The sequence below is a fragment of the Streptomyces sp. M41(2017) genome (assembly GCF_002078175.1).
GTDB lineage: Bacteria > Actinomycetota > Actinomycetes > Streptomycetales > Streptomycetaceae > Streptomyces.
In genome coordinates this window covers 1,834,712-1,847,220 of the sequence record NZ_MWFK01000002.1, presented here as the reverse complement: position 1 = coordinate 1,847,220, position 12,509 = coordinate 1,834,712, and the positions used below count along the sequence as shown (strand labels likewise).

Genomic DNA, 12,509 nt, shown 5'->3' with positions numbered 1-12,509 from the left:
TGAGGCTCCGTCGGGAGGTCGGCCGCGCGCACCTGGGGTGGCGCCCGGTCGCGCCCGGCGCAGGAGGGTGCGTCGGCAGGCCGAGGTGCCGGCGCCTCGCGGGAGGGGCGGTCCGCGTGACCGTCCGTGCTGAGGGGGCGGGAACCGGCGGCAGCCGACGGGCCGGCCGACCGGGGTGCGGCCGGTGCGGGACCGCCGTCGTCGGGAGGGCCGTGGCGCGCGGACCGTTGGGCGGTCCGGGACGCGGCGTCCCGGAGCCCCTGACCGGAGGGGCCGGGGTGGGATCAGCCGTTGCGGCGCGGCTTGCCGCGCTTCGCGCCGCCCTTGGCGCCGCCACCGCCGCGAGGGTTCTTGCCCGCGGTCCTGCCGCCCGCCTTCCCGGCGGCGGGCTTGCGCCGCGCGCCGCCCCCCGCGTCGCCCTTGCGGGGCGCGGACTTGGCGCCGCTCCTGGACTTCTGCTGATCGGCGGCCGGCGCCGGAGCGCGTCCGCGCGTGCTGTTGACCGTCCGGCCGCGCACGATGCCGATGAAGTCCTCGACCAGATCCGTGGTCCGGTCCTCCGGCCAGGCCAGTGCCACGCGGGACTCGGGAGTGTCCGTGACCGTGCGGTAGGTGAGGTCCTTGCGGTGGTGGAGCCGCGCCAGGGACTGCGGGACCAGCACGACGCCGATGCCCGCGGCGACCAGCTCGACCGCGTCCGCGGTGGTCGCGGGCCGCTCCAGCGCGGGCCTGCCCGGCAGCTTCTCCCAGTCCAGCGGGTCGTCGAGGGGGTGCAGCACGATGTCGTCGTCGAGGTCCCCGGGGGAGATCTGCTCGACCGCGGCGACGATGTGGTCCTTGGGGACCACGACCACCGTCGTCTCGGTGTAGAGCGGGATCGCGCTCAGGTCGTCCTGGTCGACGGGGAGCCGGACGAAGCCCGCGTCGACGTCGCCGTCGCGCAGCAGCGCGTAGATCTCGTCGGGGGACGCCGGGACGAGGGACAGGGGTACGTCGGGCAGCCGCTCGTGCCAGATCCGCACCCACTTCGAGGGCGTCACCCCCGGAACGTAGGCGAGCCTGAAGGAAGGGGATGCGTCGGAGCCGGTCACCCGGCCAGGTTACCCGGCGTGGCCCGGCGGCCTCACCTGCGATGGTCGGCGGTCGCTCGCGCGCTCGATACCCTGGACCCATGAGTTCGCACCAGACCACCCAGACGATGAAGCCCGCCACGGCGGCCAAGAAGCTGGGTGTGTACCTCGAGGCCACCCCCGCCGAGTTCCAGGAGGGTGTCGTCTCCCGTGCCGAGCTGAACGCCCTCCAGGCCGACCCGCCCGAGTGGCTCCAGGAGCTGCGCCGCAACGGTCCGCACCCGCGGCCGGTCGTGGCGTCCCGCCTCGGCGTCTCCATCGCGGGTCTCGCCCGCGGCGGCGTCAGCGAGGCACTCACCACCGAGCAGATCGACGCGCTCAGGGACGAGGACCCCGAGTGGCTGCGCCGTGAGCGCGCCACCCAGGCCGAGGTCCGCAAGGAAGCCGCCCGCATCAAGGAGAAGCACGCCGAGCAGGCCGCCAAGCGCTCCTGACCCGCGCCCGACCGGTCCGGCCGCCCTCGCGGGGCGGTCGAGCCCCGGACGACGACCGCCCCCCAGCCGTTGACGGCCGGGGGGCGGTCGTCGTATGCCGGTCATTGATCGCACCAGGATTGCATAAACGTGCATGGAAACGTATAGTCATGCCATCTAGGAGGAGGGTTCCATGACGGTACGCGCGGCAGTGGCGGGAGCGAGTGGATACGCGGGCGGGGAACTGCTGCGCTTGCTCCTGACACACCCCGAGATCGAGATCGGCGCCCTGACCGGCGGCTCCAACGCGGGCCGCCGGCTCGGGGAGCTCCAGCCGCACCTGCTGCCCCTCGCCGGCCGCGTCCTCGCGGAGACCACCCCCGAGGTCCTCGCCGGCCACGAGGTGGTGTTCCTCGCGCTGCCCCACGGGCAGTCCGCCGCGGTCGCCGAGCAGCTCGGCCCCGACGTCCTCGTGGTCGACATGGGCGCCGACTTCCGGCTGAGGAACCCGGCCGACTGGGAGCGGTTCTACGCCTCCCCGCACGCCGGGACCTGGCCCTACGGCCTCCCCGAACTGCCGGGTGCCCGCGCCGCGCTGGAGGGGTCCAGGCGCATCGCGGTGCCCGGTTGCTACCCGACGGCCGCCTCCCTGGCCCTCTTCCCGGCGTACGCGGACGGACTCGCGGAGAACGAGGCCGTGATCGTCGCCGCCTCCGGCACCTCGGGAGCCGGCAAGTCGCCCAAGGCGCACCTCCTCGGCAGCGAGGTCATGGGGTCGATGACCCCGTACGGCGTCGGAGGCGTCCACCGGCACACCCCCGAGATGATCCAGAACCTGAGCGCCGCCGCCGGGGAGGCCGTCACCGTCTCCTTCACGCCCACGCTCGCGCCGATGCCCCGCGGCATCCTCGCGACGTGCAGCGCCAAGGCGAAGCCCGGGGTCACCGCCGACGCCGTGCGCGCCGCCTACGAGAAGGCCTTCGCCGACGAGCCGTTCGTCCATCTCCTCCCCGAGGGCCAGTGGCCCGCCACCGCGTCCGTCTACGGTTCCAACGCCGTTCAGGTCCAGGTCGCGTACGACGCCGCCGCGCACCGCATCATCGCGGTCAGCGCCATCGACAACCTGACCAAGGGCACCGCGGGCGGTGCCGTCCAGAGCATGAACCTCGCGCTCGGCCTGCCCGAGGAGCTGGGGCTTTCCACGATCGGAGTCGCACCGTGAGTGTCACGGCAGCACAGGGATTCACGGCGGCGGGAATCGCCGCCGGAATCAAGGAGAACGGCAACCCGGACCTGGCCCTCGTGGTCAACACCGGGCCCCGCCGCGCCGCCGCGGGCGTCTTCACCTCCAACCGCGTCAAGGCCGCCCCGGTCCTCTGGTCGGAGCAGGTGCTCAGGTCCGGCGAGCTGACCGCCGTCGTCCTCAACTCCGGCGGTGCCAACGCCTGTACGGGGCCGAAGGGCTTCCAGGACACCCACGCCACCGCCGAGAAGGTCGCCGAGGCCCTCGGTGACACGGGCGCCGGGAGCGTCGCCGTGTGCTCGACCGGCCTCATCGGTGTCCTGCTGCCCATGGACCGGCTGCTCCCCGGCGTCGACCGGGCGGTCGCCGCGCTCAGCCCGCACGGCGGCGAGAGGGCCGCCATCGCCATCAAGACCACGGACACCGTGCACAAGACGTCCGTCGCGACGCGGGCCGGCTGGACCGTCGGCGGCATGGCCAAGGGCGCCGGCATGCTCGCGCCGGGCCTCGCCACCATGCTCGTCGTGATCACCACCGACGCGGACGTGCCCGCCGAGTCCCTCGACCTGGCCCTGCGCGACGCCACCCGCACGACCTTCGACCGCGTCGACTCCGACGGCTGCATGTCGACCAACGACACCGTGCTGCTGCTCGCCTCCGGAGCCAGTGGGGTCACCCCGGAGCACGCGGAGTTCGCCGAGGCCGTGCGCGAGGTCTGCGACGACCTCGGACAGCAGCTCATCCGCGACGCCGAGGGCGCGACCAAGGACATCAGGATCGAGGTCGTGGGCGCCGCGACCGAGGACGACGCCGTCGAGGTGGGCCGCTCCGTCGCCCGCAACAACCTCCTCAAGTGCGCCCTCCACGGCGAGGACCCCAACTGGGGGCGGGTGCTGTCCGCGATCGGCACCACGAAGGCCGCCTTCGAGCCGGACCGGCTGAACGTCGCCATCAACGGCGTCTGGGTCTGCAAGAACGGCGGTGTCGGCGAGGACCGCGACCGGGTCGACATGCGCTACCGCGAGGTCCACGTCGTCGCCGACCTCGCCGCGGGCGACGCCACGGCCACGATCTGGACCAACGACCTCACCGCCGACTACGTCCACGAGAACAGCGCGTACTCCTCATGAGCAATGTGACCCGCAAACACACCGCTCTGCCCAAGGCGCAGATCCTCATCGAGGCGCTGCCGTGGCTGACCCGGCACCGGGGCAAGACCGTCGTCGTCAAGTTCGGCGGCAACGCCATGATCGACGACGGCCTCAAGGCCGCCTTCGCGCAGGACATCGTCTTCCTGCACCACGCGGGCCTCAAGCCCGTCGTCGTGCACGGCGGCGGCCCGCAGATCAGCGCCGCCCTCGACCGGCACGGCATCGTCAGCGAGTTCAAGGCCGGCCTGCGCGTCACCACCGAGGACGCGATGGACGTCGTCCGCATGGTGCTCGCCGGGCAGGTCCAGCGCGAGCTGGTCGGCCTGCTCAACGAACACGGACCGCTCGCCGTCGGCCTCACCGGCGAGGACGCGCACACCATCACCGCAACCAAGCACCTGCCGACGATCGACGGCCGGTCGGTCGACATCGGGCGGGTGGGCGAGATCACCGCGATCGACACGGGCGCGATCGAGGCGCTGCTCGCCGACGGCCGTATCCCGGTCGTCTCCTCGATCGCCCGGAGCCAGGACGACGGACATGTCTACAACGTCAATGCTGATACGGCGGCTGCGGCACTCGCTGCTGCTCTGGGGGCCGAGACCCTCATGGTCCTCACGGACGTCGAGGGCCTCTACGAGGACTGGCCGAACAGCGACGAGGTGATCAGCCGCCTCACCGCTTCCCAGCTGGAGAAACTCCTTCCCGAGCTGGCCAGCGGCATGGTGCCGAAGATGGAGGGCTGCCTGCACGCCGTACGCAACGGCGTGACGACCGCCCGGGTCATCGACGGCCGGGTCCAGCACTCGATCCTGCTGGAGATCTTCACCGACGAGGGCATCGGCACGATGGTCGTGCCGGACGACGAGGAAGCGGGGGACGCAGCATGACCGGCAGCGCCACGAACGCAGAGCTCACCGAGCGGTGGCAGGGCTCACTGATGGACAACTACGGCACCCCGCGCCTGCCGCTCGTCCGCGGTGCCGGCACGAAGCTGTGGGACGCCGACGGCACGCGGTACCTCGACTTCGTCGGCGGCATCGCGGTCAACGCGCTCGGCCACGGCCACCCCGCGATCGTCGAGGCCGTCAGCCGGCAGATCGCCGAACTCGGCCATGTCTCCAACCTGTTCGTCGCCGAACCGCCCGTCACCCTCGCCGAACGGCTGCTCCAGCTCTTCGGCCGCGACGGCCGGGTGTACTTCTGCAACTCCGGCGCCGAGGCCAACGAGGGTGCCTTCAAGATCGGCCGGCTCACCGGCCGGACCCACATGGTCGCCACCACCGGCGGTTTCCACGGCCGCACCATGGGCGCCCTCGCCCTCACCGGACAGCCCGGCAAGCAGGAGCCCTTCCTGCCGCTGCCCGGCGACGTCACGCACGTCCCCTACGGCGATCCGCAGGCCCTCGCCGAAGCGGTCACCCCGGACACCGCCCTGGTGATCATCGAGCCCATCCAGGGCGAGAACGGCGTGGTCGTGCCGCCCCCCGGCTATCTGAAGGCGGCCCGCGCGATCACGGCGGCCAACGGCGCGCTGCTCGTCCTGGACGAGGTGCAGACCGGCATCGGCCGCACCGGCCACTGGTTCGAGTACCAGGCCCACGAAGGTGTCCTGCCCGACATCGTCACGCTCGCCAAGGGCCTCGGCGGCGGACTCCCGCTCGGCGCCACCGTCGCGTTCGGCCGTGCCGCCACCCTGCTGAAGCCCGGTCACCACGGCACGACCTTCGGCGGCAACCCGGTCGTCTGCGCCGCCGGACTCGCCGTCCTCGACACGATCGAGTCCGAGGGCCTGCTGGAGAACGTGAAGCGCGCCGGCGAGAAGCTGCGCGACGGAATCGAGGGCGCCGACGGCGGAGCCCGCCACCCGCTCGTCGACCATGTCCGGGGTGCGGGCCTGCTCCTGGGTATCGTGCTCACCGAGCCGCTCGCGCCCCAGGTGCAGCAGGCGGCTCAGGACGCCGGTTTCCTGGTGAACGCGCCCGCCCCCGATGTCGTACGGCTGATGCCGCCGCTGAACCTGGGCGATGACGAGGTGGACGCGTTCCTCCAGGCGCTTCCCGGCATCCTCGACGCAGCCAACGGGGACGGATGATCCCGGGAAATGGGACGACGACGATGAGCCAGGCGCAGGACCACGAGCCAGCAGGGCCTGCCGTGCCGCAGACCCGCACCGCACGCCACCGCCGGATCGTGGACATCCTCAACCGGCAGCCGGTGCGCTCGCAGAGCCAGTTGGCGAAGCTCCTCGCCGACGACGGGCTGAACGTCACGCAGGCGACGCTCTCCCGGGACCTCGACGAGCTGAACGCGGTGAAGATCCGCAACAACGACGGCGACCTCATCTACGCGGTGCCGAGCGAGGGCGGTTTCCGTACGCCCCGCGCGCCGCTCGGGGAGTCGGCGAAGGAGGAGCGGATGCGGCGGCTCTCCTCGGAGCTGCTGATCTCCGCGGAGGCCTCGGCGAATCTCGTGGTCCTGCGCACCCCGCCGGGGGCCGCGCAGTTCCTCGCCTCGGCGATCGACCAGGCCGAACTGCACGACATCCTCGGCACGATCGCCGGGGACGACACGCTGCTGCTGATCAGCCGGGGCCCGACCGGTGGCCAGGCGCTCGCCGACCACCTGCTGAGGCTCGCGCAGAACGCCCACTGAGGCGGGCGCGGGACCGGCCGGCACGGACACGCGCGAGGAGGCGCGCCCCGCTGGGGGCGCGCCTCCTCGCGCGTGGGTCCCTCGGTCACCCCAGGCGCCGGGCCAGCCCGCCCGTGCACCGGACCTCGTCGCCCGCCGTGACCAGCAGGCCCTCCACGTCCGGCAGGGATTCCAGCCAGTCCAGACCCGCCCGCGATCCCATCGCGAAAGCGGCGGTCGCCCAGGCGTCCACCCAGGTCAGGCGGGGGCCCACCACCGTCACGGCCAGCAGGTCGGTGACCGCGGGCCTGCCGGTGCGGGGGTCCACGATGTGCGCGCCGCGCTCGGCCGTCCCGGAGGTCGCCACGGCCAGTTCGTCGGCCCCGGCCGCGGAGACGACCGCGGCCAGCGCACCCGGGCGGAGCGGGTCCGACACGCCGATCCGCCACGGCCGGTGCGACCCCGGGACACCGCACAGCTGGACGTCACCGCCGCCGTTGACGCTCACCCCGCTCGCCCCGGCCTCGGTGAGCCGCAGGGCCGCGCGTTCGGCCGCCCAGCCCTTGACGATCCCCGTCGGGTCCAGCCGGCCCTCGTACCGTGTGCTGAACCAGCCGTCGCTGATCCGCTGTGCCTCGGCGCCCAGGCCGAGCACCTCGGCGACCTCCTCGTCGCACTCCTCGACGGTCAGTTCGCCGCGCGCCAGGCGCGAGATCTGGCTGTCCTCCCGGTAGGTGCTGAACACCGCGTCCACCCGGTGCAGTTGGGCGACGGCCTCCTCCAGTGCGGTCCGGACCGCGTCCGGGTCCCCACCGCGCACGTCGAAGGAGAACACCGTGCCCATGACCTCCTCGGCGTGCCGCAGAGCGGCCGGTGCCTCCTCGGCCGGCTCAGCCACCGGCCTTGTCCAGCGCCGACTGGAGGGACTTCTTGTAGCCCCCGGAGGTGTAGGTCGCCCCCGACACGGCGTCGATGTCGGCACTGCCCGCCGCGACGGTCTCCTGGTTCAGCTTCGGCACGGCGTCGGCGGTGACCTGCGTGCTGCGCCCGCCGCTCGGCGCCTGCACCGTCTCCGCCTTCGTGATCTTCGTCCCGGCGAGCACGAGGCGGACCTGGACCGGGCCGTACTCGGTCCGCGCGACGTCTCCGGTGATGACGCGGGTCTGGGCGGCGGGCGCCTCGGCGGCCGGCGCCTTCGGCGAGGCGGACGTCCCCGACGCTCCCGCGGAACCCGAACCGCCGCCGGCCGCCCTGGCCTTGTCCAGGGCCGACTGAAGGGACTTCTTGTAGCCGCCGGAGGTGTAGGTCGCCCCCGACACGGCGTCGATGTCGGCGCTCTGCGCGGCGACGGCCGCCTTGTTGAGCCGGGGAACGGCCAGGGCGGTCTTCTGGTCGCTGGTCCCGCCCCGCGGGGCCTGGACCGCGTCGGCCTTGACGATCCTGCCGTCGCTCAGCGACAGCCGGACCTGGACCGGGCCGTACTCGGTCTTCACCACGTCGCCGGTGACCGTCCGGGTGCCGGTCTGCTGAGCGCTGCCGCCCTGCGGCGACTCCTGCCCGGCCGCCGTCCGCTGGGGTGCCGCGCCGCCCTGCGCCGACGCGGCGGCCGGATCGCCCGCCGGTTTGAGCGAGAGCAGCAGCACGATCCCGGACACGGTGGCTGCGGCGGCGAGCATGGTGCGCCGTATGGGATGACTCTTCTTCATCGCTCCTGACTCCCGTCGCTCACATCTCGAACGACTCGTGATGGATGCGGCGGGCGGGAACCCCCGCGCCGCGCAGTGCGTCGTACACCTGCTGCGCGAAACCGGGCGGCCCGCACATGAAGACGTCGTGGCGTTCGATGTCCGGCAGCTTGCGGCGCAGGGTGTCCGCCGAGATGTCCGGGCGTTCGCCCTCGGGGCTGTTCACCGCGTACATCAGCCGGGCCCCGCGCTCCTTGGAGATGGAGGCCAGTTCGTCCCACAGAGCCAGGTCCTGGGTGCTGTTGGCGCGGTAGAGGAGCGTGATGTCGCCGGACGCGCCGGGGAGGGTCTCGAACAGGGCCCGCATCGGGGTGATGCCCACGCCGCCCGCCACCAGGAGGACCTTGCCGCGGCTGCGCTTGCCCGCGGTCAGCGCGCCGTAGGGGCCCTCGGCCCAGACCCGGGTGCCCGGCTCCAGGTCGCGCAGCGCGGAGCTGTGGTCGCCGATCGCCTTGACGGTGATGCGCAGCATGTTCGGGCGGGGCGCCGCCGACAGTGAGTACGGGTGGGAGCTGAGCCGCATCCCGGGCGCCAGGAACCGCCAGCGGAAGAACTGCCCCGCCTCGGCGCCCATCCGGTGCAGCTTGCGCCCGCTGATGAGCACGGACACGATGCCGGGCGTCTCCTCGATGACCGCCTCGACGCGCATCCGGTGCTTCAGGTTCAGCCGGATCGGCGAGAGGATCCGGTACCAGAGGACGAGCGCGGTCACCGAGCCGTACAGCCCGTACCAGACGGTCTTGGCGACCGGTTCGACGGCGAAGTCGTTCCCGGTGGACAGCTGGTGCCAGAACGTCAGGAACACCGCGGCGTACGTCAGCAGATGGACGTGGTACCAGGTGTCGTACGGGATCAGCCGGCGGACCGGGCCGACGGAGATGAACCCGATGAGCACGAGCAGACCGGTGCCGATCGCCGCCTTGCCCATGTCGGGGAGCTGGTCGACCGAGTCGATCGTCTGCTGCACGATCGCGCCGAGCCCCTTCCCGGACTGCAGGGCGTAGCCCCACATGGTCAGGAAGAGGTGGGCGAGGACCAGGGAGATCGTGTAGCGGCCGGTCATCGCGTGCCAGCGCGCCACGCGGTCGGATCCCACCCGGCGTTCGAGTGCGGGGACGCGGGCCATCTGCAGCACCACGAGCGCCATCAGGTATCCGGCGAGCAGGCCGGTGATCCGGCCCGCGTTGAGGATCCTGCTGTTGTCGTCGGCGATGGACGGAGTGTTGTTCCACCACAGCCAGATCACCCCGGCGGCGCCCGCCCAGACGGCGAGCAGCAGGGGGACGGCGGGCGAGCGTCGTGGGCGGATGCGGCGCATGGTCTGGCGCCGCGCGGCGCGGCCACCGGCGATCGTGGACACGGTTCCTCCGTGTTCGTCCGTGGGGACGGGGCGAGGGGAGTGGCCCCCTGGCCCAGAGATACGGTCCACGACGCCCGTGCGTTCACCCGTCGCACGGACTCTCCCGCCGAACTTCAGTACCGGGTCAGGGCGGTGGGCCCGCTCGCGGTGCCGATGGCGATGTGCGGGTCACGTGCCGGGTCCGCCCAGGTGAGCAGGCGCCGCATGGTGTCCGCCGGCACGGACACGCAACCGGCCGTCGGCCCGCTCCCGTTGACGTGCAGGAAGATCCCGGCGCCGCGTCCGCGCACCGGGCGGGCGTAGTTGAACCCGATGACGAAGGCGTGCGCGTACTGCTTCTCGTAGGCGACCAGGTGTTCGGACTCGGCGGCCCGGCAGTCCGCGGGGCGCGGCTCGGTCCAGCGGTTGTACGACCGGGACGCGTTGTCCTGGCACCACCACGAGTCCTGCCGCACCGGCCGGTAGGGCACCGAGGTCCCGCCCGGCGCGGGGCTGGTCCCGAACGCGTACGGCAGGTCGTACAGGCCGGTGGGTGTCGTGTTCGTGCCCTGGCGCCGCGCCCCGCCCTCGACGAGTCCGTTCGCCCCGAAGCGCGCGGTGACGGAGCCCGCCCGCACCCAGCGTCCGTCCCGCCGGTCCCACCAGCTGAGGGTTCCCGACGTGGCGCTCCCGCGCGGGGCCTGTGCGGTGATCAGCTGGGTGCCGCCGCCGGTGTCGCTCATCAGCTCGGGCAGTTCGCGCGGCGGCGGCCCGCCCGGGGCCAGGGCGAGCAGGGACGCGGACGCGAGGGCGACGGCTCCGAGGCGCATGGCTCAGACCGTACTGGGGGGCAACGGCAGCGGCAGCCCGGGAAGGCCGTCCAGGCTCGTCGCGATGTGCTCCTTCTTGGTGAAGTACGCGTCCAGGGAGGCGTCGTCCTCCCGGGCGAACCGCCTGCCGTGCAGATCGCGGTCCTCCTCGTACGCCATGAAGGGGACGGCGTAGCCGCAGGAGTCGCGGACGGTCTCGGCGGTGACGACGATGACCGCGCGCAGCCCGTGCTGCGCCGGGTCGATGGCGGGGAAGCGGCCGACGAGTTCCTTGAAGCGCGGGTCGTCCCGGAAGACGGGTTCGCCGCGGCCGTGCACCCGCACGATGGTGGGCGGCCCCTGGAACGCGCACCACATGAGGGTGATGCGGCCGTTCTCGCGCAGGTGCGCGATGGTCTCGGCGGTGCTGCCCGCGAAGTCCAGATAGGCGACGGTCAGCTCGTCGAGCACGACGAAGGAGCCGGCGAGGCCCTTGGGGGACAGGTTGACGGTGCCGTCCCCCGACAGCGGTGCGGTGGCGGTGAAGAAGAGGGGCTGTGCCTCGATGAACGTACGGAGGCGGCCGTCGATGCGCTCATAGGTCTTTCCCATGGCTAACGATTATGGCGGAAAATCTTTCGTTCGCCTAAGGAATTTCCCGTTCCGTGCGCGGGGTCGCGGGTGGCGGCGTTGACGAATCATGCAGACTCCTGCATACTCATGCATGTCAGCGAACGCACTGTGAGGAGAAACCCGTGACCGAGCGCGTCGTACTCGCCTACTCGGGCGGCCTGGACACCTCCGTCGCCATCGGCTGGATCGCCGAGGAGACGGGTGCCGAGGTCATCGCGGTCGCGGTCGACGTCGGCCAGGGTGGCGAGGACCTGGACGTCATCCGCAAGCGCGCCCTCGCGTGCGGCGCCGTCGAGGCCGAGGTCGCGGACGCCAAGGACGAGTTCGCCGACGAGTACTGCCTTCCGGCGATCAAGGCCAACGCCCTCTACATGGACCGCTACCCGCTGGTCTCCGCCCTCTCCCGGCCGACGATCGTCAAGCACCTCGTCGCCGCCGCGCAGAAGCACGGCGCGACCACGGTCGCCCACGGCTGCACCGGCAAGGGCAACGACCAGGTGCGGTTCGAGGCCGGCATCGTCGCCCTCGCCCCGGACCTCAGGTGCATCGCCCCGGTCCGCGACTACGCGATGACCCGGGACAAGGCGATCGCCTTCTGCGAGGAGAAGCAGCTCCCGATCGCCACCTCCAAGAAGTCCCCGTACTCCATCGACCAGAACGTCTTCGGACGCGCGGTCGAGACGGGCTTCCTGGAGGACATCTGGAACGCGCCGATCGAGGACATCTACGAGTACACCTCGAACCCCGCCGAGCAGCGCGAGGCCGACGAGGTCGTCATCTCCTTCAAGGAAGGCGTGCCGGTCGCGATCGACGGCAGGCCCGTCAGCGTCCTCCAGGCCATCCAGCAGCTCAACGAGCGCGCCGGCGCCCAGGGCGTCGGCCGGATCGACATGGTCGAGGACCGGCTCGTGGGCATCAAGTCCCGCGAGGTGTACGAGGCTCCGGGCGCGATCGCACTGATCACCGCCCACCAGGAGCTGGAGAACGTCACCGTCGAGCGTGAACTCGCCCGCTACAAGCGGCAGGTCGAGCAGCGCTGGGGCGAGCTGGTCTACGACGGCCAGTGGTTCTCCCCGCTCAAGCGCGCCCTGGACGGCTTCATCACCGAGGCCAACCAGCACGTCAACGGCGACATCCGGATGGTCCTGCACGGCGGCCGCGCGGTCGTCACCGGCCGGCGCTCCGACACGTCGCTCTACGACTTCGACCTCGCCACGTACGACACGGGCGACACCTTCGACCAGGCCGCGGCCAAGGGCTTCATCGACATCTACAGCCTGTCGTCGAAGATCGCCGCCAAGCGGGACCTGGCGTAAGGCGCGAGGGACTCGGCGGTCCGGTCGTGTCCGCCGTCCCCGGGCACCCCACCCACTAGCCTGACAGCCGCCTCCTCACCCGCGTGAGGGGGCGGT

At 72.2% G+C, this 12,509-nt stretch carries 13 protein-coding genes; 7 read left to right on the top strand and 6 right to left on the bottom strand.

What is annotated here, in order from left to right; all coding sequences use genetic code 11:
• Positions 1-284 precede the first annotated feature (284 nt).
• Positions 285-1,091 carry a LysR family substrate-binding domain-containing protein gene (locus B0675_RS33925; RefSeq protein ID WP_081223428.1) on the bottom strand — a complete coding sequence of 269 codons (807 nt, stop codon included), beginning with the start codon at positions 1,089-1,091 and terminating at the stop codon, positions 285-287.
• An 80-nt stretch (positions 1,092-1,171) separates the two neighbouring features.
• Between B0675_RS33925 and B0675_RS33920 the strand changes: the two genes are divergently transcribed.
• From B0675_RS33920 to B0675_RS33895, 6 genes are all read left to right on the top strand, one after another.
• Entirely contained in the window at positions 1,172-1,564 is a 393-nt protein-coding gene (locus tag B0675_RS33920) for a DUF5997 family protein (RefSeq protein WP_081223427.1), read from the top strand.
• A gap of 172 nt (positions 1,565-1,736) precedes the next feature.
• The gene (gene argC / locus B0675_RS33915; protein ID WP_081223426.1) at positions 1,737-2,765 is read left to right on the top strand and encodes an N-acetyl-gamma-glutamyl-phosphate reductase; all 1,029 of its coding nucleotides are present in this window, start codon (positions 1,737-1,739) and stop codon (positions 2,763-2,765) included.
• Positions 2,762-3,916, top strand: coding sequence for a bifunctional glutamate N-acetyltransferase/amino-acid acetyltransferase ArgJ (gene argJ / locus B0675_RS33910; protein WP_081223425.1), 1,155 nt, complete (start codon positions 2,762-2,764; stop codon positions 3,914-3,916). The genes argC and argJ overlap by 4 nt, the downstream gene beginning before the upstream one ends.
• Entirely contained in the window at positions 3,913-4,827 is a 915-nt protein-coding gene (gene argB / locus B0675_RS33905) for an acetylglutamate kinase (RefSeq protein ID WP_081223424.1), read from the top strand. Before argJ ends, argB begins: the two co-directional genes overlap by 4 nt.
• Positions 4,824-6,032 (top strand): acetylornithine transaminase, encoded by a 1,209-nt coding sequence (locus B0675_RS33900; protein ID WP_081223423.1) that lies wholly within the window; start codon positions 4,824-4,826, stop codon positions 6,030-6,032. Before argB ends, B0675_RS33900 begins: the two co-directional genes overlap by 4 nt.
• Positions 6,033-6,055: 23 nt before the next feature.
• Positions 6,056-6,592, top strand: a complete 537-nt coding sequence (locus B0675_RS33895; RefSeq protein WP_081223422.1) for an arginine repressor — start codon at positions 6,056-6,058, stop codon at positions 6,590-6,592.
• A gap of 85 nt (positions 6,593-6,677) precedes the next feature.
• Here B0675_RS33895 and B0675_RS33890 read toward each other — a convergent pair whose 3' ends face one another.
• The 5 genes from B0675_RS33890 to B0675_RS33870 all read right to left on the bottom strand — a co-directional run bounded on the left by B0675_RS33890 (position 6,678) and on the right by B0675_RS33870 (position 11,076).
• Positions 6,678-7,469, bottom strand: a complete 792-nt coding sequence (locus B0675_RS33890) for an FAD:protein FMN transferase (protein WP_081223421.1) — start codon at positions 7,467-7,469, stop codon at positions 6,678-6,680.
• A complete protein-coding gene (locus B0675_RS33885; protein WP_179165492.1) occupies positions 7,462-8,277 on the bottom strand; it encodes an FMN-binding protein in 816 nt (271 codons plus the stop codon). Before B0675_RS33885 ends, B0675_RS33890 begins: the two co-directional genes overlap by 8 nt.
• Before the next feature lie 19 nt (positions 8,278-8,296).
• A complete protein-coding gene (locus B0675_RS33880) occupies positions 8,297-9,634 on the bottom strand; it encodes a ferredoxin reductase family protein (RefSeq protein WP_081224038.1) in 1,338 nt (445 codons plus the stop codon).
• A 155-nt stretch (positions 9,635-9,789) separates the two neighbouring features.
• The gene (locus B0675_RS33875) at positions 9,790-10,485 is read right to left on the bottom strand and encodes a L,D-transpeptidase family protein (protein ID WP_081223420.1); all 696 of its coding nucleotides are present in this window, start codon (positions 10,483-10,485) and stop codon (positions 9,790-9,792) included.
• A gap of 3 nt (positions 10,486-10,488) precedes the next feature.
• The gene (locus tag B0675_RS33870; protein ID WP_081223419.1) at positions 10,489-11,076 is read right to left on the bottom strand and encodes a pyridoxamine 5'-phosphate oxidase family protein; all 588 of its coding nucleotides are present in this window, start codon (positions 11,074-11,076) and stop codon (positions 10,489-10,491) included.
• A gap of 143 nt (positions 11,077-11,219) precedes the next feature.
• On the opposite strand from B0675_RS33870, the gene B0675_RS33865 reads away from it, so the two are divergent.
• Entirely contained in the window at positions 11,220-12,413 is a 1,194-nt protein-coding gene (locus tag B0675_RS33865) for an argininosuccinate synthase (RefSeq protein WP_081223418.1), read from the top strand.
• Positions 12,414-12,509: the final 96 nt, after the last annotated feature.

Excerpts from the sequence above, each read along its gene's own strand:
- B0675_RS33900 (WP_081223423.1), top strand. The coding sequence starts at position 4,824 with ATGACCGGCAGCGCCACGAACGCAGAGCTCACCGAGCGGTGGCAGGGC.
- B0675_RS33895 (WP_081223422.1), top strand. The coding sequence starts at position 6,056 with ATGAGCCAGGCGCAGGACCACGAGCCAGCAGGGCCTGCCGTGCCGCAG.
- B0675_RS33885 (WP_179165492.1), bottom strand. The coding sequence starts at position 8,277 with ATGAAGAAGAGTCATCCCATACGGCGCACCATGCTCGCCGCCGCAGCC.
- B0675_RS33920 (WP_081223427.1), top strand. The coding sequence starts at position 1,172 with ATGAGTTCGCACCAGACCACCCAGACGATGAAGCCCGCCACGGCGGCC.
- argB (WP_081223424.1), top strand. The coding sequence starts at position 3,913 with ATGAGCAATGTGACCCGCAAACACACCGCTCTGCCCAAGGCGCAGATC.
- argC (WP_081223426.1), top strand. The coding sequence starts at position 1,737 with ATGACGGTACGCGCGGCAGTGGCGGGAGCGAGTGGATACGCGGGCGGG.
- B0675_RS33880 (WP_081224038.1), bottom strand. The coding sequence starts at position 9,634 with ATGCGCCGCATCCGCCCACGACGCTCGCCCGCCGTCCCCCTGCTGCTC.
- B0675_RS33870 (WP_081223419.1), bottom strand. The coding sequence starts at position 11,076 with ATGGGAAAGACCTATGAGCGCATCGACGGCCGCCTCCGTACGTTCATC.
- B0675_RS33875 (WP_081223420.1), bottom strand. The coding sequence starts at position 10,485 with ATGCGCCTCGGAGCCGTCGCCCTCGCGTCCGCGTCCCTGCTCGCCCTG.